The following is a 22,456-nucleotide window of genomic DNA, read 5'->3' on the forward strand; positions in this document are numbered from 1 at the left end:
GCGTACCGGTCGGTGCCTCGCACCTCGATCACTCCTTGACACCTCTTCGGTTCTGTGGTTCATTAGTCGAGTAATGAACCAGTGAACGGAGGTAGTCGTGTTCGACGGTCGTGAACCCATCTACATCCAGATCGCCGACCAGATCCGCGGCGACATCCTCGCGGGACACCTCGCGGAGGGAGAACAGGTGATGTCGACCACCCAGTACGCGACGACGTTCCGCATCAACCCGGCCACCGCGGCCAAGGCCTTCGCCCAGCTCGTGGACGAGGGCGTGCTCTACAAGCAACGAGGAGTCGGCATGTTCGTCGCCGAAGGGGCACCCGACCGATTGCGGGCGGGCCGTCGCGAGACGTTCCTCGAGGACCTGCTCGAGCCGGTTCTGGCCGAGGCCAGGGTCCTGGGCATCAGTACCTCGGAACTGATCCGCTGGATCGAGCGCTCCGGCGCCGCTGCCGACCTGACCACCACCACCAACAGCACCGAAGGAGAGCAGCGATGAGCGGCTTTGCCGTGTCCGTCCGCGACCTGACCGTCCGCTACGGTCGCACCACCGCCGTCGACAACGTCTCGTTCGACCTCGAACCGGACGGCATCTACGGCCTGCTCGGCCGCAACGGCTCGGGCAAGACGAGCACGCTCTCGGTGCTCGCGTCGATGCGCAGGCCCACGGCGGGCTCCGTGCTCATCGACGGCACCGAGCCGTTCGAGAACGAGCGCGTCATGGCCGGCGTCAGTCTGATCCGCGAGAGCGGCGACGTCCTCGCCAACGAGAAGATCTCGGCGAGCCTGACGTACTACGAGCAGGCCCGCCCCGGGTGGGATGCGCAGTTCGCGGACGAGCTCGTGGACGCGTTCGGGCTGAACCGGAAGAAGGCGATCAGTACGTTCTCTCGGGGGCAGCGGTCCGCGTTCGGGGCGGTGATCGGCCTCGCCGGCCGTGCCCCGCTGACGATGTTCGACGAGGTGTACCTCGGCATGGACGCCCCCTCGCGGTACCGGTTCTACGACCTGCTCCTGGCCGACTACGCCGAGCACCCGCGCACGATCATCCTGTCCAGCCACTTGATCAGTGAGATCGAGCGGCTGTTCTCGGGGGTGGTCATCCTCGACGAGGGCCGGCTCCTGCTGAACGAGGAGGTGGAGGACTTCCGCACCCGCGGCGCCACCCTCACCGGCCCCACCGCGCAGGTCGACGCCCTCACCGCCGGCCTGCGGGTCGTCGCGAGCCGCTCGCTCGGCCCCACCAAGGAGGTCACCGTGTTCGGCGACCTCGACGGCGCGGCACTCGACGCCGCCCGGGCCGCGGGTGTCGCGATCGGCGGCGTCGGCGTGCAGGACCTGTTCGTCCACCTGACCGAGAAGGAGTCCCGATGACTGCCACCGCACCTCAGTGGGCCCGCACCGCCCGGCGGATGACACGTGCCTCACTGCTGTCCATTGCCTGGTTCTGGGCCATCTGCGTGATCGCCGGAACCGTGGTGATCCTGGTGCTCGACTGGCGGATGGGGGAGCCGCCGTTCTCGATCATGTCGACCATCCGCTACGCCGGGATCTGGTACCCGTTCTCCGTCGCCCTGATCGTGGTCACCGCCACGATCAACGTGCACGTGGCCGCAGGGATGACCCGCCGGTCCTTCGTGATCGGGGCGCTGATCAGCAACGTCGTGATCGGCGTGGTCAACGGCATCGCGATGACCGCCGTCCTGGCGATCGAGCGCGGCATCTATCTCGACCAGGGCTGGTCCCACGTCGCCACGTCCGCCGCGCCGATCCCCTCGGCGTGGGGGGTCTCCCTGGTGTTCCACTGCGTCATGTTCCTGGCCGGCGGCCTCTCCGGGGTGCTCGTCGGGCTGACCTACTACCGCTGGGGCGCCTGGGCCACCGTGGCGCTGCCACTGACCGTCCTGCCACCCATCATCGCCAGCGGCCTCGACCCCGCCGTCGTCACGGTCGCCGTGATCGCGGCGACCACGGTCGCCACCGCCGTGGCCAGTTACGCCATGGCCCGCACCATCGCCATCCGCAAGCCATTGGAGATGTCATGACCATCGTCGTGCAGGTCGAGAACCTGCGTAAGTCCTACGGAGCCAAGACCGCCGTTGCGGACGTCAGCTTCGCCGTCGAACGGGGAGAGATCTTCGGGATCCTCGGCCGCAACGGCGCCGGCAAGACCACCACGGTGGAGACCCTGGCGGGCCTGCGTCGCGCCGACGGCGGGTCGCTGTCCGTGCTCGGCATCGACCCCAGGAAGGATCCCCAGGCCATTCGGGCGGTGCTCGGCGTGCAGCTCCAGGAGGCTCGCCTGCCCGCCAAGATCACGGTCATCGAGGCCCTCGAACTGTTCGCGTCGTTCTACCCGCACCCCGCGGACCCCGAGGAGCTGATCGGCATGCTCGGCCTCGGTGAGCACCGGAGCAAACAGTTCGCGAAGCTCTCCGGCGGGCTCAAGCAGCGGCTGTCCATCGCCCTGGCGCTCGTGGGCAGTCCGCAGGTCGCGGTCCTGGACGAGCTGACCACGGGCCTGGACCCGCAGGCCCGGCGCGACGTCTGGGACCTGGTGGAGCGGGTCCGGGACTCGGGCGTCACGATCATCCTCGTCACCCACTTCATGGACGAGGCCGAGCGCCTCTGCGACAGGCTCGTCGTGATCGACGAGGGTCGGGTGGTGGCCGCCGGCTCCCCGAAGGAGCTGGTCCGTGGCGGCAGCGACGAGCGCACCTTCCGGATGCGGCTGCCCGAGGGCGCTGCCGACCCGGTCGAGCTGATCGAGTCGCTCGCCGACGTGCACGCGGTCTCCACCATCGAGGACGAGCTGGAGGTGACCGGCACGACCCACGTGCTGCCCGCCGTCATCCTCGCGCTCGCCGAGGTTGGCGTCGTCCCGGACGAGATCCGAACCATGACCAGAACGCTCGAGGACGTCTTCGTGGACGTGACCGGGCACCCAGTAGAAGAGGAGTTGGCCGCATGAGTGCCACGACCGCAGCACGCACCACGTCCACCGCGCGCCCGATGCGTGGCCTTGGCGCCCTGATCGCGTCCGAGTTCCGCCTGTTCCTCCGGGACACCGGCAGCGTGGTCTTCGCCCTGCTGTTCCCCGCCGTGCTCATGGTCGGCGTCGGCTACGCCCTGCCCGGGATGCGGGACCCGATCACCGGCATGGGGCAGCCCTGGGACGGTCACCTGGCCATCCACCTGTACGTCCCGATCGCGCTGTCGTTGGCGGTCGCGACGGTCGCGCTGAGCACGCTGCCTACCCAGATCGTGACCGCGCGTGAGCTCGGCGTGCTCCGGCGCATCTCGACGACACCGATGCGCCCGCAGGGTGTGCTGATCGCGCAGGTCGTCGTCAACCTGGCCGCGCTCGTGGCGGCCAGCCTGCTCGCCCTGGCGGCCGGCGCGCTCGCGTTCGGGATCCCGGCACCACAGTCACCGGCCGTGGCGCTGCTCGCGTTCCTCCTCGGGGCCGCGGCGACGGCGGGAATCGGGTTGTTGATCGGGGCACTCGTGCGGAAGGCCTCGGCCGCCGGCGGGATCGGGATGCTGATCTACTTCCCGATGCTGTTCTTCGCAGGGATGTGGACCCCCGGGCCGCTCATGCCGGACGCGGTCGCCGCGATCGCTCGGTTCACGCCGCTCGGTGCGCTCAGCCAGGCGCTCAGCGCGGCCTGGTTCACCGGGGAGTTCCCGGCCCTGCAGATGGTGGTGATGGCCGCCTACATCGCGGTCCTGTACCCGTTGGCCGCGAAACTGTTCCGGTGGCAGTGACCCGGCGGCCGTGATCGACGACGTCACACGACACCCGGGGTGAGGCATCTCACCCCGGGTGTCGCCATGTCACCGGGTGGGCAGGTGGAACGCACCCGTGCGGGTCTGGCAGAATGACCCGCTGTACCCGCTGGTGTTCGGCCCTCTCACCGAGCAGCCGGCGTGTCCCGAGCCCGATCCGCAGCGCCGGCCCCACTGGCGCCCTCGAACGGGCTCACCCACACATGAACCAGGAGTGACCACCACAGTGGCCGTCAAGATCCGTTTGAAGCGTCACGGCAAGATCCGGACGCCGTTCTACCGTGTTGTCGTGGCCGACTCGCGCACCAAGCGCGATGGCCGCGTGATCGAGGAGATCGGGAAGTACCACCCCACCGAGGAACCCTCCCTGATCGAGATCAACCGCGAGCGCGCGCAGTACTGGCTCGGTGTCGGCGCCCAGCCGACCGAGCAGGTTCTCGCCCTGCTCAAGGTCACCGGCGACTGGCAGACCTTCAAGGGGCTCCCGGGTGCCGAGGGCACCCTGCGGGTCAAGGAGGGGGCCGCCGAGGCCGCCGCCGCCGTCAAGGCTGCCGAGGACGAGGCCGAGCTGCGCAAGGCCAAGGCGTCCGAGGCGAAGGCCGAGAAGGCCGCCGAGGAGGCGAAGGCTGCCGCGGACGCGAAGGCCGCCGAGGCTGCCGAGGCACCTGCCGCCGAGGAGAGCGCCGACGAGCCCGAGGCCCAGGCCTGATGTTGGCCGATGCACTCGAGCACCTCGTGCGCGGCATCGTCGACCACCCCGACGACGTCGAGGTCACCTCGCGCACGCTGCGTCGCGGTGACCTGCTCGAGGTTCGGGTGAACCCCAGCGACCTCGGCCGGGTGATCGGCCGCTCCGGCCGCACCGCCCGCGCACTGCGGACCGTCATCGGTTCGCTGTCCACCACCGGCGCCGTCCGGGTGGACGTGGTGGACGTCGACCGCCGCTGAGGCACGAGTGTCATCGAATCAGGCCCGCCCCGGCCACGCCGGGTGCGGGCCTGATCCGTATCCGGCGCCGGGTCGGCTCGGTGCCACGGGCCGGACCCGTTCGCCGGGCACCGTGCCGATGCGCCATGATCGACCAGTGAACGCATCTGAGAGCCTGCTCCGGGTCGCGACGGTGGGCGGCCCGCAAGGTCTGCGCGGTGAGGTGCGACTGGCTGTGCACACGGACGATCCCGAGACGCGTCTCGCCCCGGGAACGAGCCTGCAGACCGAGCCGGTCGCCGCCGGGCCGCTGACCATCGCCGACCTGAGCCACCGGAGCAAGCACTGGTACGTCCGCTTCGAGGGCGTGGCCGACCGGACCGCCGCCGAGGGGATGCGCGGCGTGGTGCTGCTCGCCGAACCCCTGACCGAGGTCGAGGAGGACGCGTGGTACCCCCACGAGCTGGCCGGCCTGCGCGCCGAGACCCCCGACGGCGAGCACCTGGGTGAGGTCGAGGGGATCCGGCACCTGCCCGCCCAGGACGTGCTGATCCTGCGCGAGCACACGGGCGAGCGCACCCTGGTGCCGTTCGTCCGCGCGATCGTGCCGACCGTGGACGTGGCCGGCGGCCGCGTCATCATCGACGCACCGCTCGGTCTGCTCGCCGGCTCCGACGTGCCCGACGACGCGGAACCCGAGCAGGGGGAGGACCGGTGAGCGGACGGATCGACGTCCTCACCATCTTCCCCGGCTACCTGGCGCCGCTGGAACTGTCGTTGGTGGGGAAGGCGCGCCGCGACGGGTTGCTCGAGATCGGCGTCCACGACCTGCGGGACTGGACGAGCGACCGCCACCGCACGGTGGATGACACGCCGTTCGGCGGTGGCGCCGGCATGGTGATGCGGCCGGACGTGTGGGGCGACGCGCTCGACGGCGTCCTGGTCGCCGACAGCCCGTCCCGCACCGTCCTCGTGCCGACGCCGGCGGGGGACCGGATGACCCAGGCCATGGCCGAGGAACTGGCGCTGCTGGTGTCCGCCGGCGGACAGCTCGTGTTCGCCTGTGGCCGGTACGAGGGCATCGACGCGCGCGTGAGCGAGCACTACTCCGGCCGTGACGACGTGACCATCAGGGAGATCTCCCTCGGCGACTACGTGCTCAACGGCGGCGAGGTTGCCGCGCTCGTGGTGATCGAGGCGGTCGCACGGCTGTTGCCCGGCGTGATCGGCAACCCCGAGTCGCTCGTCGAGGAGTCGCACGGCGCCGCGGGGCTGCTCGAATACCCGGTGTACACCAAGCCGCCGTCGTGGCGCGGGCTGGACGTGCCCGAGGTGCTGCTCTCCGGCGATCACGGCCGGATCCGGTCGTGGCGCCGTGCCCGCGCCGTGGAACGCACGGCCCGGCGCCGCCCGGACCTCATCACGGGTCAGGGCTCGCCCGAGATCCGGCTCGCGCGCCCCGTCGACGCCGAGGCGATCGCCGACGTCGCCGCCCGCACGTTCCCACTCGCCTGCCCACCTCAGTTGCCCGCCGAGGACGTCCTGGCGTTCATCGAGGAGCACCTCACCGCCGTCGACTTCCGCCGCTACCTGCGTGACCGCAACCGTGACGTGCACTTGGCCGAGGTCGCCGGCGCCGTCGTCGGCTACACGATGACGGTGCACGGCGAGCCGGCGGACCCGGACGTCGCCGCCGTCGTCACCGGGCGCCCGACGGCGGAACTGTCCAAGTGCTACGTGCTGCCGGAACACCACGGGGCCGGGGTGGCGCGGGCGCTCGTCGCGGCCACCGCGGCACGGGCGCTCGAGCGCGGCGTGCACACGCTCTGGCTCGGCGTGAACCAGCAGAACGAGCGCGCGCAGCGCTTCTACCGGGCCTGCGAGTTCACCCGCGCCGGCACCAAGCGCTTCACCGTCGGGACGTTCCGGGCCGACGACTACGTGATGACGCGCACACTCCGGCCCGCGTGATTTCCGCCTGCCCGGACCGTATGGCAAACTAGGTCAGTCGCGCGGGCCGCGACGTGCTCTGCCACAGGGGAGCGCGACTTCAGCCGCCCACCAACGCGACCACCACTGACATCAGGTGGCTCCGGCCGCCCTGACCATCGCGCGTGACCTGTGCGCACGAGCGGGAAGGCATCACCATGCAGACTCTGGACAGCATCGACGCAGGCTCCCTGCGTTCGGACATCCCCTCGTTCCGCGCCGGCGACACCCTCAAGGTGCACGTGAAGGTCATCGAGGGCAGCCGCTCCCGTATCCAGGTGTTCCAGGGCGTCGTGATCGCCCGCTCCGGCGGCGGGGTCCGCGAGAGCTTCAAGGTCCGCAAGGTCAGCTTCGGCGTCGGCGTCGAGCGCACCTTCCCGCTGCACTCCCCGACGATCGACCACATCGAGGTCGTCACCCGCGGTGACGTGCGCCGCGCGAAGCTGTACTACCTGCGCAAGCGCCACGGCAAGGCCGCCAAGATCAAGGAGCGTCGCGACACCCCCGCGAGCTGAACGTAGTGACCAGCGGGCCCGGCCCGCTTGAGGATGACGGGACGGCGCGGTGACGCAACGGCATGACGGTCCGACGGACCTGCCCGAGGAGTCACCCGCCGACCCGGAGACCGACGCCGCCGAGACCGACGCCGCGCCGCCGTCGTCCAGTACCGACGCCGAAGGTGACGAGACAAGCGACGGCGACGACGACGGCGAGCGCAAGCCCCGTCGTGGTCCGCTCCGGTCGTTCCTGCACGAGTGCGTCATCGTGCTCGTCGCGGCGCTGGCGCTGTCGCTGATCATCAAGACCTTCCTGGCGCAGGCCTTCTACATCCCCAGCATCTCGATGGAGGACACCCTCCTCGTGGGCGACCGGCTGGTCGTCAGCAAGCTCACCCCGGGTCCGTTCGAGCTCGAACGCGGAGACATCGTGGTCTTCCTCGATCCGGGCGGCTGGCTGGACAACCCCGAGTCGGAGCCGCTGAACCCGGTGGAGCAGGTGCTCACGTGGATCGGGATCCTGCCCGAGCACGCCGACGAACACCTCATCAAGCGGATCATCGGAGTCGCCGGCGACCACGTCGTCTGCTGCAATGAGGCCGGGCAGATCACCGTCAACGGCGCCGCCATCGACGAGCCGTACGTGATCGACGGCGCCGCGCCGAGCAACGACCCGTTCGACGTCGTGGTGCCCGAGGGGCACCTGTGGGTGATGGGGGACAACCGGCCCCGATCGGCGGATTCGCGATACAACGCCGCGTCGGTTGGCGGAGGGTTCGTTCCGATACGTAACGTGGTGGGTACCGCCTTCGTCATCATCTGGCCATTGGATTCGATCACGTGGTTGAGCAACCCCGAGGAAACGTTCGCCGACGTCCCCGACCCGTCGTGAGCCGCCCGCCCACCCGGCTGCTGGAGCGTGAGCTCCTCGCCGGTGGGCGACGCTACGTGGCCGGGATGGACGAGGTCGGACGCGGCGCGCTGGCCGGTCCGGTGAGCGTGGGAGTCGTCGTCATCGACGCCGGCACCGGTCGCAGCCCCGCGGGCCTGCGCGACTCCAAGCTGCTGCGTCCCGAGGCACGGGAGCGCCTGTGCGCGCCGATCCGCCGCTGGAGCGTCGCGAGTGCCGTCGGCCACGCGGACCCCGCGGAGATCGACCGGATCGGCATCATCGCGGCGCTCCGGCTCGCCGGCACCCGCGCGCTGACCGCGCTGGTGGGCGACGGCATCGAGGCGGACGTCGTGATCCTCGACGGCAATCACGACTGGCTCAGTGCGCCGGCCGACCTGTTCACCCCGGCGGCGGTGACGCCGCCGGTCACCACCCGGATCAAGGCGGATCTGACCTGCTCCGTGGTCGCGGCCGCGAGCGTGCTGGCCAAGTGCGAGCGGGACGCCATGATGCGCGAGCTGCATGAGGACTTCCCCGCCTACGGCTGGCACGGGAACAAGGGGTACTCCGCGCCGGAGCACCTGGCCGCCCTCACCGAGCACGGTCCCTGCGAGCTGCACCGCAGGAGCTGGTCGCTGCCCGGCGTTGCCGTCGGCACCGGCACGCCCGTGGTCACCGGAGGGGGCATGATGGACCAGTGAGTGCAGAGGACCTCGAGAACTACGAGACGGACATGGAGCTCGCGCTCTACCGCGAGTACCGCGACGTCGTCGGACTCTTCTCCTACGTGGTGGAGACCGAGCGCCGGTTCTATCTGGCGAACCAGGTGGACCTGCAGGTCCGCTCGGCCGGCGGCGAGGTGTTCTTCGAACTGACCCTCGCCGACGCCTGGGTCTGGGACGTGTACCGGTCCGCGCGGTTCGTGAAGTCCGTCCGGGTCGTGACGTTCAAGGACGTCAACGTCGAGGAACTGGCCAAGCCGGACCTGGAGCTGCCCCGCTAGGAGGGCGTGCACCCCAACGGTGCGCCAGCCCCCTCCACAGTCGGTCGGTGATGCACCGCTCTCCACAGCCTTGTCCTCGGCGCGATCGGGACCGCGCCGGCGCGGGCAGCATCGCCTGCGGAGGTGGTCGCGATGCTCGCGAAGGACGAGGTGGGCAGGTCCGGGGAGTTGCGTGCGCGCAGATGGCTCGAGCGCCGGGGCTACGAGGTGCTCGACACGAACTGGCGCTGCCCGGCCGGTGAGATCGACATCGTCGCCAGGGACGGCGATGACGTGGTGGTCGTCGAGGTGAAGACGCGGACGTCGCTGAGTTTCGGGCATCCGGCCGAAGCCGTGGACCGGGCCAAACTGGCGCGGCTGCGCCGTCTGGCCGGACTGTGGCTGGCCGAGCACCCGACCCGAACCGCGGGCGTGCGGATCGACGTGATCGCCATCTGGCACCCCGCCGGGCAACCGCCGCGCCTGGAACACCTGCGCGGGGTGAGCTGAGATGGGCCTCGGCCAGACCTGGTCGGTGGCTCTGATCGGCCTGCTCGGCCACCCCGTGCAGGTCGAGACCCACCTGCAGCCCGGGCTGCCGCACTTCGGCCTCGTCGGCCTGCCGGACGCGTCTCTCGGCGAGTCCAAGGAACGCGTCCGGGCCGCGGTGAGCTCGAGCGGACTCGCCTGGCCGGCGTCCCGGGTGACGGTCAACCTCTCTCCTGCGGACCTGCCGAAGTCCGGGTCCGGGTTCGATCTGGCGATCGCCGTCGCGAGCCTGCTCGCCGCCGGGAAGATCGACGGCGAGCAGGTGCGGCAACGGGTCCACCTCGGCGAGCTGGGCCTCGACGGGCGGATCCACCCCGTGCGGGGGATCCTCCCGGCCGTCGCGGCGGCGGTCGCCGCCGGTCACCCGCACGTGGTGGTTCCCGAGGCCAACGCCGACGAGGCCCGCCTCGTGCCGGGCGCCGTGGTGCACGGCGCCGCGCACCTCGGCCACCTCGCGCAGGACTACGGAGCCGACATCCCCGCGGCCCGGCTGCGCGCCATCGCCGTCGTCCCGGCACCGCGCTCGGCGCAGGCCCTGCCGAGGATGCCGGTCGTGAAGGACCTGGTCGACGTGCTCGGGCAGGGCGAGGCTCGTCGAGGCCTTGAGGTCGCGGCCGCCGGCGGGCACCACCTCTACATGGTGGGACCGCCCGGTACCGGCAAGACGATGCTCGCCTCCCGGCTCCCCGGGCTGCTGCCGGACCTGACCGATTCCGAAGCGCTGGAGGTCACGTCGGTGCACTCGGTGGCGGGCACCTTCGACGCCGCCGGCGGCCTGCTGGTCCGGCCTCCGTTCGAGGACCCGCACCACACCGCCACACCGGCGTCGGTGGTGGGCGGCGGCTCCGGGCTGCCCCGACCCGGGGCCGCCTCCCGGGCCCACCGCGGGGTGCTCTTCCTCGACGAGGCCCCGGAGTTCAGCGTCCGCGTGCTCGAGACGCTGCGCCAGCCCCTCGAGGAGGGGCAGCTGGTCATCCACCGGGCCCGCGGCGTCGCCCGGTTCCCGGCCCGGTTCCAGCTCGTGCTCGCGGCGAACCCGTGCCCGTGCGGGCGGTCCGTGGGCAAGGGCCTGGACTGCACCTGTACGGCGATGGCCAGGCGTCGCTACGAGGCGCGGCTGAGCGGTCCGCTGCGCGACCGGATCGACATCCGGCTCGAGGTCCCCCTGGTGACGCGCGCCGAGTTGAATGCGGCCGCCGCGCCGGAGTCGACGGCGGTGGTGGCCGCCCGGGTCCGAGGAGCGCGGGAACGGCAGCGCGAGCGGCTCGCGGGCACGGGCTGGGCCACGAACGCGGAGGTGCCCGGGTCCTGGCTGCGGGAGCGGACCCGCCGCGTCGGACCCGCGATCGCGGGCCGGCTGGACGCCGAGCTCGATCGCGGACGGCTCAGCCTGCGAGGGCTGGACCGGGTTCTGCGGGTCGCGTGGACGCTGGCCGATCTCGCCGAGCGTGACCAACCGACGAGCACCGACGTGGGCGAGGCTCTCGCATTGCGGATGGTGGGCAGCCATGCGTGACCGGTTGCCCTTCGACCACCTCGACGAGCGGCTCGCCCGCGCCGCCTGGAGCCGACTCACGGAACCGGACGACCGGGCCGCGAACCGGCTCGTGGCGACCCTGGGGGCGGGTCCGGCCCTTGACTGGCTGCTCGAGGCCGACCGGGGACTGTTCCGCGCGGTGCCGGTGCGGCCACCACGCGGCGACTGGCGCACCGCGGTCGCCCGGTGGGCGCCCCGGCTCACCGATCTCGACCCCCGGCGCGAGCTCGAGGTGATCGCCCGCCGTGGTGGGGATCTGATCCTGCCCGGCTCGCCGGCCTGGCCCGCAGGTCTCGACCAGTTGGGTGAGTCCGCGCCACTGTGCCTGTGGGTGATCGGTGCCCGTAACCCGGCGACCCTGGCTGCGTCGTCGGTCGCGCTGGTCGGCTCCCGGGCCAGCACCGCGTACGGGGAACGGGTCACCACGGACCTCGCGATGGGCATGGCGGACAGGTCCATCACCGTGGTGTCCGGGGGCGCCTACGGCATCGACGCCGCCGCGCACCGGGCCACGCTGAGCGTGCACGGACCGGCACTGGCCGTGATGGCCGGAGGACTCGATCGGTACTACCCGAACGCGAACTCCCAGCTCCTGGCGCAGGTCGCTGCCACGGGAGCGGTGCTGGCCGAGGTGCCGCCGGGCACCGCGCCGATGCGGACCAGATTCCTGTCCAGGAACCGACTCATCGCGGCGCTCGCCCGGGCGACAGTGGTGGTCGAGGCGGCCTGGCGATCGGGTGCGCTCAGCACCGCGGCCAGGGCAGCCGAGCTGCACCGGCCGGTCGGGGCGGTGCCCGGGCCGGTGACCTCCGCGGCCTCCGCCGGGTGCCATCGGCTGCTCCGGGACGCCGGCGCGACCTGCGTCACCGACGCCGCGGAGGTCGCCGAGCTCGTCCAGCCGGTCGGGACCGCGCTGCCCGAGGAGCCGACGGTGGCCGCGGGGCTGCTCGATGATCTCGACCTCGAGCAGGCTCAGGTGCTGGACGCCCTCCCCGCCCGCGGCGAGGCGGTGTTCGGCGCCGTCGTGCGCAGCGCCGGGCTGGACGAGGCCTCGGTGCGGGCCGCGCTCGGGTTCCTCGAGCTCGCCGGCCGGGTGACCCGCGAGGGCAGCGCGTGGCGGCGGGCACGCGTTCGGCGTGGGTGAGGGGTGCGTGCCGGTGGCCCGGCCCCGCCCCGCCGCGTGGCAGGCTGATGGCATGTCTGCACCGCGTTCGCGTGCCGGCGCGACGCAGCCGCGCCGGATCCCCGAACGCCCCGGCGACACCGCCGTGCTCGCCGCCTTCGTCGCGCATCTGCAGGCCCAGCGCGGGCTGTCCGAGCACACCAGCCGGGCGTACCGCGGCGACGTGCGCACGCTCCTGGACGCCGTCCCGACCGACGACGCCGACACCCCCACCGACCTGGACGCCATCGACCTGACCGCCCTGCGTTCCTGGTTGGCGGGCCAGTCGGCGCGAGGCCTGTCCCGCTCCACCCTGGCCCGCCGCGCAGCGGCGGCGCGGACGTTCACCGCGTGGGCGACGCGGACCGGCCGGATGACCGAGGACCCGGCGCTCCGTCTGCTCGCGCCGCGCCCGGACTCGGTGGTGCCCGCCGTGCTCGCCGTCGACGAGGCAGACACGTTGCTGACCGTGGCCAGGACCCGCGCCGACGACGGCGAACCCGTTCACGTGCGTGACTGGGCGGCGCTCGAACTGCTCTACGCGTCGGGCCTGCGGGTCTCCGAGCTCGTGGGGCTCGACCTCGCGGACGTCGACCAGGGCCAACGACTGGTGCGGGTGCTCGGCAAGGGCAACAAGGAACGCATGGTGCCGTTCGGGGTGCCCGCCGCTCGCGCGCTCACGCACTGGGTCGACGTCCGCGGGGGACTGGTGGACCCGGCGACGACGACGAACGCCCTGTTCCTCGGGCACCGGGGCCGGCGCCTGGGGACCCGGCAGGTCCGCAGCACGGTCCATGAGCTGGCGGCCGCCGCCGGGGTGCGCGACCTGGCACCCCACGGCGTCCGGCACTCCACGGCCACCCACCTGCTCGAGGGCGGCTCCGACCTGCGCTCGGTCCAGGAGGTCCTCGGACACGCGTCGCTGGCCACGACGCAGCGATACACCCACATCTCGGCGGAGCGGCTGCGCGCTTCGTTCCAGCAGGCACATCCGCGGGCCTGACCCCGCCCCGGCTCCGGTGCGGGCACCCCTCGCGTGGCCGGCGCCATCTCACGTTGCCGCCCCGAGCAGGCCGACTAGCCTGTGAGGTATGGCACAGGAGCCGGAGTCCCGTTCCCCCGTGGACGTGGCTCGAGACTATGAGGAAGCCGTCTCGCCGATCGTCGCCCCGTTCGTGGCGGCACTCATCGACGCCGCCCGGATCCCCGTCGGCGGCTCGGTCCTCGACCTGATCTGTGCCACGGGCGTCGCGACCCGGGCCGCGGCCGAGGCAACCGGCCCGATGGGCCGGGTGGCCGGGCTGGACGACGATCAGAACCTCCTCGACGTCGCCGCCGACCATCGCGGTCTCGTGATCGAGTGGGTGCGGGCCCAGCCGGACGCCCTGCCGTTCCCGAGCCGGACGTTCGACCGGGTGATCAGCCAGCAGGGTCTGCAACGGATCCCGGACCTGCGCGTGAGCGTCGAGGAGGCCTGCCGGGTCCTCCGGGTGGACGGCGGTTTCGCCGCCACGGTGTGGCTGCCACCGGACCGGAACCCGTTCTTCGCGGCCGAGGCGCGTGCCATCGCCGCCGTTGCCGGGCCCGGGGCGCTCGCCGGGATCGAGGACCTCCCGGACCGGCTGGCGCTCGTGGCCCACGAACTACGCGCCGGTGGCCTCGTGGAGGTCACCACCGCGGAGGTGACCGCCACCGTGGACCTCCCCGCGGACGAGGGGTTCATCGCCGACCACCTGGCCACCTCCTACTGGGCCAGGGATCTCGACGTCGCCGGCCGTGCGGAGGCCGCCGCGGCGGTGCTGGCCGACCTGGCCGAGCACCGCACGACCGGGGGCACCGTGCGCCTACCGTTCGTGTCCGCGGTGGTGCACGCGTTCCCGTAGCCGCGCGACCGGATCCGGTGCGACGGACCGACCGCTCGGCGCGCCGGCGACCGGATAGAGGCGGATCACCGGATCCGCGACCAACAGCGTCAACGGATCCAGGTAGCGCTCCCGACCCAGCCGGGCGCCCCAGTGCAGGCACCACCGTGCCGGTCCGCAGTGCGGGCCGGCGTCGCCGTCGGCGAGCCGTCCGATCACGTCGCCACGGCGCACGGCCGTACCCACCGTCAGGGTCGTCGTGACCGGCTCATAGGTGGTGCGGATCCCGTCGGGATGGTCGATGGAGAGCACCGGCCGGTCCACGACCCGGCCCGCGAACGCCACCACACCGTCCGCCGCAGCCAGCACGTCCTGACCCGGTGTGCCGGCCAGGTCCACGCCCCGGTGCCCGGGCGACCAGACCTGTTCGGGTTCGCTGAACGGGGTCAGCACCGCCGGTTCGGGGCTCAACGGCCAGCCGTACGCACCGGCCGCCGGCGGTGTGGTCGGTCCGACGTCGGCCGGTGCGCCCGGCTCGGCGGTGGGCGAGTCGGCCCGGGCCGCTCCCGGCAGCTCCCCGCCCGGCGGCGACGGGTCCAGCGGCGCCAGCAGGGCGAGCCCGGCCGCCAGCGTGATCGCGAGGGCGCCGAGGGTGATGGAACGGGTACCGGCCATCCGCTCAGCCAACCCGACGAATGCCCGCGGCCACCGGCGCGACGGTCTACCTGGGGACGACGAGTCACCCGCGAGGGGGCTGTGTGGGGCCGCCCCGCGGATCCGGTAGACTCGCACCTGCAGGTGGTACGTCCTCCGGGACCGCCGCCTGACATCGCGCGCTCACAGACCACTCCCAGCGAGTGGGGTCGTGCGGCATGGTCCGGATCCTCGATCCGGTGCCGAACGGCCGTGAGCACCAGGAATGAGCACCACCCGGTGACTCAGAGACAACCGAGTTGTGCCCGGCCCACACGCCGCGGCACGTGATGTGTGGGGTCCGCCCCACGTCGAAAGGACGAGCCATGGCCGTCGTCAGCATGCGTCAGCTCCTCGAGAGCGGTGTCCACTTCGGGCACCAGACCCGCCGTTGGAACCCCAAGATGAAGCGCTTCATCTTCACCGAGCGCAACGGCATCTACATCATCGACCTGCAGCAGTCGCTGCTGGACATCGACCGCGCGTACGAGTTCGTCAAGGAGACTGTCGCACGCGGCGGAACAATCCTCTTCGTCGGCACCAAGAAGCAGGCGCAGGAAGCCGTGGCCGAGCAGGCCACCCGCGTGGGGATGCCCTACGTGAACCAGCGCTGGCTCGGCGGCATGCTGACCAACTTCGGCACCGTGAGCAAGCGTCTGCAGCGCCTCAAGGAGCTCGAGGAGGTCGACTTCGACGACGTCGCCTCCAGCGCCTTCACCAAGAAGGAGCTGCTCATGCAGCGCCGTGAGCGGGACAAGCTCGCCCGTACCCTCGGCGGCATCCGCGACATGGCCAAGGTGCCTTCCGCCGTCTGGGTCGTGGACACCAAGAAGGAGCACCTCGCCGTTGCCGAGGCGCGCAAGCTCAACATCCCCGTCGTGGCCATCCTGGACACCAACTGCGACCCCGACGAGGTCGACTTCCCGATCCCGGGCAACGACGACGCGATCCGCGCCGTCAGCCTGCTGACCCGCGTGGTGGCCGACGCCGCCGCCGCGGGTCTGGTCGCCCGTCACGGTGGTGGTAGCGACGCCGCCACCACCGAGGCCGAGCCGCTGGCCGAGTGGGAGCGCGAGCTGCTCGCCACCCACGAGGCGCAGCAGGGTGCCGAGGCCAGCGCCGAGGGCACGGCCGCCGAGGCGACCGCTGCCGAGGCCGCCGCTCCGGCCGCGCCCGAGGTCGTCGTCGAGGCGGCGGACGCTGCTGACGTGACCCCGGCCGTCGCGGAGACCCCGGCCGTCGAGGACGCCGCGGTTGCCGAGGAGACCCCGGTTGCCGACGAGGCCACCGAGGAGACCCCGGTTGCCGACGAGGCCACCGAGGAGACCCCGGCGGCTCCCGAGCAGGCCTGACGCACAGTCCCCAAGACACCAAGGATCTGGGAAGGATCAGATATGGCGAACTACACCGCTGCCGACATCAAGGCCCTGCGCGAGCGCACGGGCGCCGGCATGCTCGACGTCAAGAAGGCTCTCGACGAGGCCGACGGTGACGCCGAGAAGGCGATCGAGATCATTCGGGTCAAGGGCCTGAAGGGTGTGAGCAAGCGTGAGGGTCGCTCCGCCTCGGACGGTCTGGTCGCGGCCTCGATCAACTCCACGCCGGACGGCGAGGGGCAGGTCGGAGTGTTGGTGGAGATCAACTCCGAGACCGACTTCGTGGCCAAGAACCAGGTGTTCGTCTCGCTCGCGGACCGCGTCGTCGCCACTGCGGTGGCCTCCGGTGCCGCGGATGCGGACGCACTCCTGGCCGCCGAGTCCGACGGCGTGGCCCTGTCGACCGTGGTCGACGAGACCGCCGCAACGCTGGGCGAGAAGATCGTGGTCCGCCGGGTCGCCCGACTGGCCGGCGAGCACGTCACCACGTACCTGCACCGCACCGCCAAGGACCTCCCGCCGCAGGTGGGCGTCCTGGTGTCCTCGGACGCCGCCGGCGCCGCGGTCGCGCACGACGTGGCGCTGCACATCGCTGCCTACTCCCCGCAGTACCTCAGCCGCGACGAGGTCCCCGCCGACAAGGTGGCCGACGAGCGTCGGATCGCCGAGGAGACCTCCCGCAACGAGGGCAAGCCGGAGCAGGCACTGCCGAAGATCGTCGAGGGTCGCCTGAACGGCTTCTTCAAGGAGGTGGCCCTCCTGGACCAGCCCTTCGCGAAGGACCCGAAGAAGTCTGTGGGCCAGGTCGTCACCGAGGCCGGTGGCACGATCACCGGCTTCGCGCGGTTCCGCGTCGGCGCCTGAGCAGCAACATCCGGCGGTGGCCCCGGTCCTGATCCAGGGCCGGGGCCACCGCTGTCATACGCTCACCCCAGCACATCCACTCAGCGTTCTCACCCAGGAGGATCTCGCCGATGCCTGCGCTCACTCCCGCCCCGACCACGCGTCGGGTCCTGCTCAAACTCTCCGGCGAGGTGTTCGGCGGTGGCAGCGTCGGCCTCGACCCCGACGTGGTCGCCTCGATCGCCCGTGAGATCGCCGAGGCCGTGCACGAGGGCGTCCAGGTGGCCATCGTGGTCGGCGGCGGCAACTTCTTCCGTGGTGCCGAGCTCTCGCAGCGCGGCATCGACCGTGCCCGGGCCGACTACATGGGCATGCTCGGCACCGTGATGAACTGCCTCGCCCTGCAGGACTTCCTCGAGAAGGCGGACGTCACCACCCGGGTGCAGACCGCCATCACGATGGGGCAGGTCGCCGAGCCGTACATCCCGCTGCGTGCGATCCGCCACCTCGAGAAGGGTCGCGCCGTGATCTTCGGCGCGGGCGCGGGGATGCCCTACTTCTCCACGGACACGGTTGCGATCCAGCGAGCACTCGAGACCCACTGCGAGGAGGTCCTCGTCGGCAAGAACGGGGTCGACGGTGTGTACACCGCGGACCCCCGCGTGGACCCGACCGCCACCAAGCTCGACTTCCTCACCTTCGACGACGCGATCCAGAAGGACCTGCGCGTCGTGGACTCCACCGCCCTGGCGATGTGCCGCGACAACCAGCTCTCCATGCGCATCTTCGGCATGGAGGGGCCGGGTAACGTGGCCGCTGCACTTCGAGGTGAGAAGATCGGCACATCAATGACGTCCGGTGCAGGAACCGACCAGAGCAAGGAGCAAGCGTGATCGACGAGACCCTCTTCGAGGCCGAGGAGAAGATGGACAAGGCCGTCGAGGTGGCGCGTGAGGACTTCGGCAACATCCGCACGGGTCGCGCGAACGCCGGCATGTTCAACAAGCTCGAGGTCGAGTACTACGGTGCTCCCACCCCGCTCCAGCAGCTCGCCTCGATCACGATTCCCGAGGCCCGCACCGTCATGCTCTCCCCGTATGACAAGACCTCGATGACGGCGATCGAGAAGGCCCTGCGCGAGTCCGACCTTGGCGTCAACCCGAGCAACGACGGCGTCCAGATCCGGATCATCCTGCCGACCCTCACCGAGGAGCGCCGCCGCGACTACGTCAAGCTCGCCAAGACCAAGGGCGAGGACGCGCGCGTCGCCGTGCGGAACGTGCGCCGGCGGGCCAAGGAGGAGCTCGACCGCATCGCCAAGGACGGCGAGGCCGGCGAGGACGAGGTGAACCGCGCCCAGGCCGAGCTCGACGCGCTCACCAAGAAGCACACCGACACCGTCGACTCGCTGCTCGCCGGTAAGGAGAAGGAGCTGCTCGAGGTCTGAGCGGGCCCGGCCATGGTTGATCCAAGTCCGCCACCTGCCACCGGGAGCGATGGCGTGCCGCTCTCGCGGCGCGCCCTGCGCGCCGCGGAACGTGCCGCCCGGCTCGAGGCGGAGCTCAACGGCACCGACGCCGAGCCGGCCGGTCCCGCCACGGCGGCGGACCGTGCCGCACCGACGGGGCGCGCCGACACGCCCGCGCCGCTCGCGGCGCGGGCCGGCTCTGCGGCTTCGGCGGCGTCGCCCGAGCCCGCGACGCCGTCGGGCAGCCCTGAGGACCCGGCGACCGGAACCCGCGGCGCCGGGACGGACCGGCTGACGGCGACAGCCGGGGCACGGCCGACCTCCGGCGCCTCGCCGGCGTCCGCCGGACCCGCGCGCTCCGGTGACTCGCCAGCGTCCGCGGGCTCCGCCGACGAACCCCCGCCTGCCTCGCGCGCCGGACGCAACCTTCCCGCCGCGATCGGGGTCGGCCTCGGCCTCGGTGCCGTCCTGGTCGCCTCCCTGTTCATCCGCAAGGAGGCCTTCGTCGTCCTCGCCGTCGTCGTGTGCGCGATCGCGCTCTGGGAGCTCGAACGGGCGCTGCGCACCCGCGACATCCGGCTGCCCTACCTGCCACTCGTGGTCGGCACCGTCGGCATGCTCGTCTCCGCCTACCAGGCCGGCATCGAGGCACTCCTCGTCGCATTCCTGCTCACGGCCGGCGGCGTGTTCGTCTGGCGGGTCCTGGACGGGGGCGGCGGCGACGCGTTGCGCGATGCCACTGCCGGCATCTTCGCGGCCGCCTACATCCCGTTCCTCGCCGGTTTCCTGATGATCATGCTGTCCGCCGACGACGGGCAGTGGCGGGTCCTGATGTTCGTCGCGCTCGTGGTTGCCAACGACACCGGCGGCTACATTGCCGGGGTCCTGTTCGGCAGGCATCCGATGGCGCCCTCGGTGAGCCCGAAGAAGTCCTGGGAGGGTGCCGCCGGGTCCGTGGTCCTCGCCGCCCTGGTCGGGGTCGGCTTCGCGATCTTCGCCATCGACGCCACGTGGTGGGCCGGGCTCGCCATCGGCGTGGTCGCCGTCGCCGGTGCGACCATGGGCGACCTGTCCGAGTCCATGCTCAAGCGGGACCTCGGGGTCAAGGACATGGGCAAGATCCTGCCCGGGCACGGCGGCATCCTGGACCGGGTCGACTCGATCCTGATCTGCTCCCCGGTCGTGTTCGCCCTGCTCCTCGTGGTCGCGCCGGCCTGAGTCGCCGCGGCGCCGGGCTGACCCGTTCGGGAGCCCACCCGGGCCACGGCCCGGTACCCGTTCGTCGGTGCAAGAACGGGTACCGGGCCATCCGGGCCAGGATCGTCGCGGCCGCGGCTCAGCCGGCCACGGAGCTCAGTTCGTTCGGGACCACCGGCAGCACGGCGCTGTCGATCACCTCGCCGCCGAGCAGGTCCACCACGAACACGGTCGACGTGGCCGGCTCGGTGACGTACGCGAACGACCCCTCGACCCGCAGCGTCGGGCGCGGGTCCTGCCACTGCTCGGGCTCGGTCCAGGAGCCGGTCACCGGGACCTCGGCGGTCACCGTGCCCGCCTCGGGATCGATGATCCGCAGCGTCCCATCGGTGCCGAGCACGAGCGCCTCGCCGCCGGGGCCGCGGGCGAGCGAGCGGAAGCTGTAGCTCACGCCGAGGTCCACGAGCCGGATCTGCGCCGTGCGGGTGTCGATGAGGGAGACCCGGGTGGGCCGTTCGAGGTCGGCGTCGGGGTCGGACTTGTAGTCGCCGAGCACCACGGGGGAGGCGTCCGAGCCGGCCAGGTTCCCGATCCGCCCGTACGCGTCCGGTGCCGCCGCGTGGGTGAACTCCGACCCGGTCACGATCAGGGCACCGTTCTCGCAGCCGAACACGACCGTCTCGTCGGCGGCCACCGTCTCACCGTGTACGCCCGGGCAGGTCTGCGCGCGGGCGACCTCGGTTCCCTCGGCGTCCAGGAGGACCACGCCGGAGCGGGACTCGGAGTCGCCGATCGTGTGCAGGAGACTGTCGTCGGTGCGCACCACCGCGACCCCGTGGTGCGCCTGCGGGGTGCTCGTGGTCGACAGCACCGGGGCCTGTGCACCGGCCGCCAGCGCGTGCGGGTCCAGCACGGTGATCTCGCCGGTGCCGTCCGCGAACAGCACGGTGCGCTCGGCGTGGGTCACGACATGACCGGGATGGTCCGCCGTGATCACGACGTCGGTCAGGAGCGGCTCGGTCGTGTAGGAGTGCGAGTGGTCCCCGTGCGCCTCGCTGAACGCGCCGGTGTCGAGCAGCCGGAACTCCTCGCCGACGGTCAGGAACAGGTGCCGCCCGTCCCCGGCGGGGTTCACCCGGGTGAATCCCTGCGCCGGGAAGTCGGCGAGGACCTCGAGCGAGAGCGCGTCGACGATCAGGACGCCGCCGTCATAGGTGACGGCCAGCCGCGGCGACGGGCCAGCCGCCTCCTCGGTGGGCCGGCCGTCCTCGGGCGCCGACTCCTCGCCGTCGTGGTCGTGTTCGTCGTGGGTCGCGGTACTGCCGGCGTCCTCGGTGGTCGCCGGCGCCGCGCAGGCGCCGAGCAGGACGACGGCGGAGGTGAGCAGGGCGAGTGGGGCCAGTCTTCTTGTTCGGTTCATAGCGAGAATGATTCTCACTCTATTTAGCTCGCGTCAAGTCGTGTGGCGGCGCGGCGTCGCCGCGCGTCTGGGAGACTGGGGGCACCATGACCACTCCCGCACAGCCTCAGGTCCTGCCCGGGCACGCCCCGGACGCCGGTGACCGCCCGCGCCTGTCCTTCGCGGTGCCGCGCCGCGGCAAGCCGCCACGGCACCTCGCCGACCTCACCTCCGCGGAGCGCGCCGCCGTCGTCGCCGAGCTCGGCCAGCCCGCCTACCGGGCCAAGCAGATCTCCACGCACTACTTCGGGCATCTCACCCGCGACCCGGGCGCGATGACCGATCTGCCAGCCGGGATGCGCGAGGACCTGGTCCCGCAGCTCCTGCCCGAGCTGCTCACGGAGGTGCGCCGGCTCGAGGCCGACGGCGGTGACACCGTCAAGACGCTCTGGTCGCTGTTCGACGGCGTCAAGGTCGAGTCGGTCCTGATGGGCTACTCCGACCGGGCCACGCTGTGCGTGTCCAGCCAGGCCGGGTGCGGCATGGCCTGCCCGTTCTGCGCGACCGGCCAGCAGGGCCTGACCCGTAACCTGTCCACCGCCGAGATCATCGAGCAGGTACGCCGCGCCGCCATCAGCTGCCGCGACGGCGAGCTGCCCGGCGGCCCGCGCCGGCTCACGAACATCGTGTTCATGGGGATGGGCGAGCCGCTCGCGAACTACCGCACCGTGATCAACGCGGTGCGCCGGATGGTGGATCCCACGCCGGACGGCCTCGGTATGTCCGCCCGGCACATCACCGTCTCCACGGTGGGACTGGTGCCGGCCATGAGGAAGCTCACTGCCGAGGGGATCCCGGTCACGCTCGCGCTCTCGTTGCATGCCCCGGACGACGAGCTGCGCTCGCAGCTGATCCCGATCAACACCCGGTGGACCGTCGGTGAAGCGCTCGACGCCGCCCGTGAGTACTTCGAGGTGACCGGCCGCCGGGTCAGCATCGAGTACGCCCTGATCAAGGACATGAACGACCACGGGTGGCGTGCGGACCTGCTTGCCGCCGAGCTGCTCAAGCGTGGCAAGGGCTGGGTGCACGTGAACCCGATCCCCCTGAACCCGACGCCCGGCTCGATCTGGACCGCGAGCGACAAGGACGTCGAGAACGAATTCGTGGCACGCTTGCGCTCGGCGGGGATCCCGACCACGGTGCGGGATACTCGCGGGAGCGACATCGACGGGGCGTGTGGGCAGCTCGCCGCGGAGGTATGAGCCACGATTCACCACCGTGGGTCAGG

26 protein-coding genes and 1 pseudogene are annotated in these 22,456 nt (G+C 71.8%); 25 read left to right on the top strand and 2 right to left on the bottom strand.

What is annotated here, in order from left to right:
- The first annotated feature begins 97 nt into the window (after positions 1-97).
- The 19 genes and pseudogenes from GKS42_RS09140 to GKS42_RS09225 all read left to right on the top strand — a co-directional run bounded on the left by GKS42_RS09140 (position 98) and on the right by GKS42_RS09225 (position 14,210).
- Positions 98-502 (top strand): GntR family transcriptional regulator, encoded by a 405-nt coding sequence (locus GKS42_RS09140; RefSeq protein WP_154793541.1) that lies wholly within the window; start codon positions 98-100, stop codon positions 500-502.
- Complete coding sequence (locus GKS42_RS09145) at positions 499-1,377, top strand: ATP-binding cassette domain-containing protein (protein ID WP_154793542.1); 879 nt, start codon at positions 499-501, stop codon at positions 1,375-1,377. The genes GKS42_RS09140 and GKS42_RS09145 overlap by 4 nt, the downstream gene beginning before the upstream one ends.
- Positions 1,374-2,048 carry a hypothetical protein gene (locus tag GKS42_RS09150; RefSeq protein WP_154793543.1) on the top strand — a complete coding sequence of 225 codons (675 nt, stop codon included), beginning with the start codon at positions 1,374-1,376 and terminating at the stop codon, positions 2,046-2,048. The genes GKS42_RS09145 and GKS42_RS09150 overlap by 4 nt, the downstream gene beginning before the upstream one ends.
- Positions 2,045-2,974 carry an ABC transporter ATP-binding protein gene (locus GKS42_RS09155; protein ID WP_154793544.1) on the top strand — a complete coding sequence of 310 codons (930 nt, stop codon included), beginning with the start codon at positions 2,045-2,047 and terminating at the stop codon, positions 2,972-2,974. Before GKS42_RS09150 ends, GKS42_RS09155 begins: the two co-directional genes overlap by 4 nt.
- The gene (locus GKS42_RS09160) at positions 2,971-3,771 is read left to right on the top strand and encodes an ABC transporter permease (protein WP_154793545.1); all 801 of its coding nucleotides are present in this window, start codon (positions 2,971-2,973) and stop codon (positions 3,769-3,771) included. Before GKS42_RS09155 ends, GKS42_RS09160 begins: the two co-directional genes overlap by 4 nt.
- Positions 3,772-4,018: 247 nt before the next feature.
- Complete coding sequence (rpsP, locus tag GKS42_RS09165; protein ID WP_154796622.1) at positions 4,019-4,501, top strand: 30S ribosomal protein S16; 483 nt, start codon at positions 4,019-4,021, stop codon at positions 4,499-4,501.
- Complete coding sequence (locus GKS42_RS09170) at positions 4,501-4,740, top strand: RNA-binding protein (protein ID WP_154793546.1); 240 nt, start codon at positions 4,501-4,503, stop codon at positions 4,738-4,740. The genes rpsP and GKS42_RS09170 overlap by 1 nt, the downstream gene beginning before the upstream one ends.
- 136 nt (positions 4,741-4,876) lie before the next feature.
- Complete coding sequence (gene rimM / locus GKS42_RS09175; RefSeq protein ID WP_232847988.1) at positions 4,877-5,437, top strand: ribosome maturation factor RimM; 561 nt, start codon at positions 4,877-4,879, stop codon at positions 5,435-5,437.
- Positions 5,434-6,207, top strand: a pseudogene (trmD, locus tag GKS42_RS26465) (tRNA (guanosine(37)-N1)-methyltransferase TrmD); the annotation flags it as partial. The gene rimM and the pseudogene trmD, both read left to right, overlap by 4 nt.
- Positions 6,208-6,243: 36 nt before the next feature.
- Positions 6,244-6,690, top strand: a complete 447-nt coding sequence (locus tag GKS42_RS26470; protein ID WP_232848081.1) for a GNAT family N-acetyltransferase — start codon at positions 6,244-6,246, stop codon at positions 6,688-6,690.
- Between the two features lie 176 nt (positions 6,691-6,866).
- Positions 6,867-7,223 carry a 50S ribosomal protein L19 gene (gene rplS, locus GKS42_RS09185; RefSeq protein WP_154793549.1) on the top strand — a complete coding sequence of 119 codons (357 nt, stop codon included), beginning with the start codon at positions 6,867-6,869 and terminating at the stop codon, positions 7,221-7,223.
- Positions 7,224-7,272: 49 nt separating this feature from the next.
- Positions 7,273-8,097 carry a signal peptidase I gene (lepB, locus tag GKS42_RS09190; protein ID WP_154793550.1) on the top strand — a complete coding sequence of 275 codons (825 nt, stop codon included), beginning with the start codon at positions 7,273-7,275 and terminating at the stop codon, positions 8,095-8,097.
- A complete protein-coding gene (locus GKS42_RS09195; RefSeq protein WP_232847989.1) occupies positions 8,094-8,798 on the top strand; it encodes a ribonuclease HII in 705 nt (234 codons plus the stop codon). The genes lepB and GKS42_RS09195 overlap by 4 nt, the downstream gene beginning before the upstream one ends.
- A complete protein-coding gene (locus tag GKS42_RS09200) occupies positions 8,795-9,100 on the top strand; it encodes a DUF2469 domain-containing protein (RefSeq protein ID WP_154793551.1) in 306 nt (101 codons plus the stop codon). The genes GKS42_RS09195 and GKS42_RS09200 overlap by 4 nt, the downstream gene beginning before the upstream one ends.
- 123 nt (positions 9,101-9,223) lie before the next feature.
- The gene (locus GKS42_RS09205; protein WP_154793552.1) at positions 9,224-9,589 is read left to right on the top strand and encodes a YraN family protein; all 366 of its coding nucleotides are present in this window, start codon (positions 9,224-9,226) and stop codon (positions 9,587-9,589) included.
- A 1-nt stretch (position 9,590) separates the two neighbouring features.
- Complete coding sequence (locus GKS42_RS09210) at positions 9,591-11,144, top strand: YifB family Mg chelatase-like AAA ATPase (RefSeq protein ID WP_154793553.1); 1,554 nt, start codon at positions 9,591-9,593, stop codon at positions 11,142-11,144.
- The gene (dprA, locus tag GKS42_RS09215) at positions 11,137-12,309 is read left to right on the top strand and encodes a DNA-processing protein DprA (RefSeq protein WP_154793554.1); all 1,173 of its coding nucleotides are present in this window, start codon (positions 11,137-11,139) and stop codon (positions 12,307-12,309) included. The genes GKS42_RS09210 and dprA overlap by 8 nt, the downstream gene beginning before the upstream one ends.
- Before the next feature lie 52 nt (positions 12,310-12,361).
- On the top strand, positions 12,362-13,330 hold the full coding sequence (locus tag GKS42_RS09220) for a tyrosine-type recombinase/integrase (RefSeq protein WP_154793555.1): 969 nt from the start codon (positions 12,362-12,364) through the stop codon (positions 13,328-13,330).
- Positions 13,331-13,418: 88 nt separating this feature from the next.
- Entirely contained in the window at positions 13,419-14,210 is a 792-nt protein-coding gene (locus GKS42_RS09225; RefSeq protein ID WP_154793556.1) for a class I SAM-dependent methyltransferase, read from the top strand.
- On the opposite strand, the gene GKS42_RS09230 is transcribed toward GKS42_RS09225, so the two are convergent.
- Positions 14,172-14,864, bottom strand: coding sequence for a M23 family metallopeptidase (locus GKS42_RS09230; protein ID WP_154793557.1), 693 nt, complete (start codon positions 14,862-14,864; stop codon positions 14,172-14,174). The genes GKS42_RS09225 and GKS42_RS09230 overlap by 39 nt on opposite strands.
- A 344-nt stretch (positions 14,865-15,208) precedes the next feature.
- On the opposite strand from GKS42_RS09230, the gene rpsB reads away from it, so the two are divergent.
- From rpsB to GKS42_RS26475, 5 genes are all read left to right on the top strand, one after another.
- Positions 15,209-16,234: a 30S ribosomal protein S2 gene (rpsB, locus tag GKS42_RS09235; RefSeq protein ID WP_154793558.1), complete on the top strand. Its 1,026-nt coding sequence runs from the start codon at positions 15,209-15,211 to the stop codon at positions 16,232-16,234.
- Between the two features lie 42 nt (positions 16,235-16,276).
- Positions 16,277-17,122 (top strand): translation elongation factor Ts, encoded by an 846-nt coding sequence (gene tsf / locus GKS42_RS09240; protein WP_154793559.1) that lies wholly within the window; start codon positions 16,277-16,279, stop codon positions 17,120-17,122.
- Between the two features lie 110 nt (positions 17,123-17,232).
- Positions 17,233-17,994: a UMP kinase gene (pyrH, locus tag GKS42_RS09245; RefSeq protein WP_154793560.1), complete on the top strand. Its 762-nt coding sequence runs from the start codon at positions 17,233-17,235 to the stop codon at positions 17,992-17,994.
- Positions 17,991-18,548 carry a ribosome recycling factor gene (gene frr / locus GKS42_RS09250; RefSeq protein ID WP_154793561.1) on the top strand — a complete coding sequence of 186 codons (558 nt, stop codon included), beginning with the start codon at positions 17,991-17,993 and terminating at the stop codon, positions 18,546-18,548. Before pyrH ends, frr begins: the two co-directional genes overlap by 4 nt.
- A gap of 54 nt (positions 18,549-18,602) precedes the next feature.
- Positions 18,603-19,787, top strand: coding sequence for a phosphatidate cytidylyltransferase (locus tag GKS42_RS26475; protein WP_354002707.1), 1,185 nt, complete (start codon positions 18,603-18,605; stop codon positions 19,785-19,787).
- 118 nt (positions 19,788-19,905) lie between these two features.
- Here the strand turns inward: GKS42_RS26475 and aztD are convergent, their stop codons facing one another.
- On the bottom strand, positions 19,906-21,186 hold the full coding sequence (gene aztD, locus GKS42_RS09260) for a zinc metallochaperone AztD (RefSeq protein ID WP_154793562.1): 1,281 nt from the start codon (positions 21,184-21,186) through the stop codon (positions 19,906-19,908).
- Positions 21,187-21,272: 86 nt separating this feature from the next.
- Between aztD and rlmN the strand changes: the two genes are divergently transcribed.
- Positions 21,273-22,430 (top strand): dual-specificity RNA methyltransferase RlmN, encoded by a 1,158-nt coding sequence (gene rlmN / locus GKS42_RS09265; protein WP_154793563.1) that lies wholly within the window; start codon positions 21,273-21,275, stop codon positions 22,428-22,430.
- Positions 22,431-22,456 lie beyond the last annotated feature (26 nt).

This window comes from Occultella kanbiaonis, from assembly GCF_009708215.1.
GTDB lineage: Bacteria > Actinomycetota > Actinomycetes > Actinomycetales > Beutenbergiaceae > Occultella > Occultella kanbiaonis.

Bases quoted from the DNA above. Each gene is read 5' to 3' on its own strand.
- tsf (WP_154793559.1), top strand. From the start codon at position 16,277: ATGGCGAACTACACCGCTGCCGACATCAAGGCCCTGCGCGAGCGCACG.
- GKS42_RS09225 (WP_154793556.1), top strand. From the start codon at position 13,419: ATGGCACAGGAGCCGGAGTCCCGTTCCCCCGTGGACGTGGCTCGAGAC.
- GKS42_RS09145 (WP_154793542.1), top strand. From the start codon at position 499: ATGAGCGGCTTTGCCGTGTCCGTCCGCGACCTGACCGTCCGCTACGGT.
- GKS42_RS09210 (WP_154793553.1), top strand. From the start codon at position 9,591: ATGGGCCTCGGCCAGACCTGGTCGGTGGCTCTGATCGGCCTGCTCGGC.
- rpsB (WP_154793558.1), top strand. From the start codon at position 15,209: ATGGCCGTCGTCAGCATGCGTCAGCTCCTCGAGAGCGGTGTCCACTTC.
- GKS42_RS09150 (WP_154793543.1), top strand. From the start codon at position 1,374: ATGACTGCCACCGCACCTCAGTGGGCCCGCACCGCCCGGCGGATGACA.
- GKS42_RS09155 (WP_154793544.1), top strand. From the start codon at position 2,045: ATGACCATCGTCGTGCAGGTCGAGAACCTGCGTAAGTCCTACGGAGCC.
- rlmN (WP_154793563.1), top strand. From the start codon at position 21,273: ATGACCACTCCCGCACAGCCTCAGGTCCTGCCCGGGCACGCCCCGGAC.
- GKS42_RS09230 (WP_154793557.1), bottom strand. From the start codon at position 14,864: ATGGCCGGTACCCGTTCCATCACCCTCGGCGCCCTCGCGATCACGCTG.
- pyrH (WP_154793560.1), top strand. From the start codon at position 17,233: ATGCCTGCGCTCACTCCCGCCCCGACCACGCGTCGGGTCCTGCTCAAA.
- dprA (WP_154793554.1), top strand. From the start codon at position 11,137: ATGCGTGACCGGTTGCCCTTCGACCACCTCGACGAGCGGCTCGCCCGC.
- aztD (WP_154793562.1), bottom strand. From the start codon at position 21,186: ATGAACCGAACAAGAAGACTGGCCCCACTCGCCCTGCTCACCTCCGCC.
- GKS42_RS09170 (WP_154793546.1), top strand. From the start codon at position 4,501: ATGTTGGCCGATGCACTCGAGCACCTCGTGCGCGGCATCGTCGACCAC.
- rplS (WP_154793549.1), top strand. From the start codon at position 6,867: ATGCAGACTCTGGACAGCATCGACGCAGGCTCCCTGCGTTCGGACATC.
- GKS42_RS09160 (WP_154793545.1), top strand. From the start codon at position 2,971: ATGAGTGCCACGACCGCAGCACGCACCACGTCCACCGCGCGCCCGATG.
- GKS42_RS09220 (WP_154793555.1), top strand. From the start codon at position 12,362: ATGTCTGCACCGCGTTCGCGTGCCGGCGCGACGCAGCCGCGCCGGATC.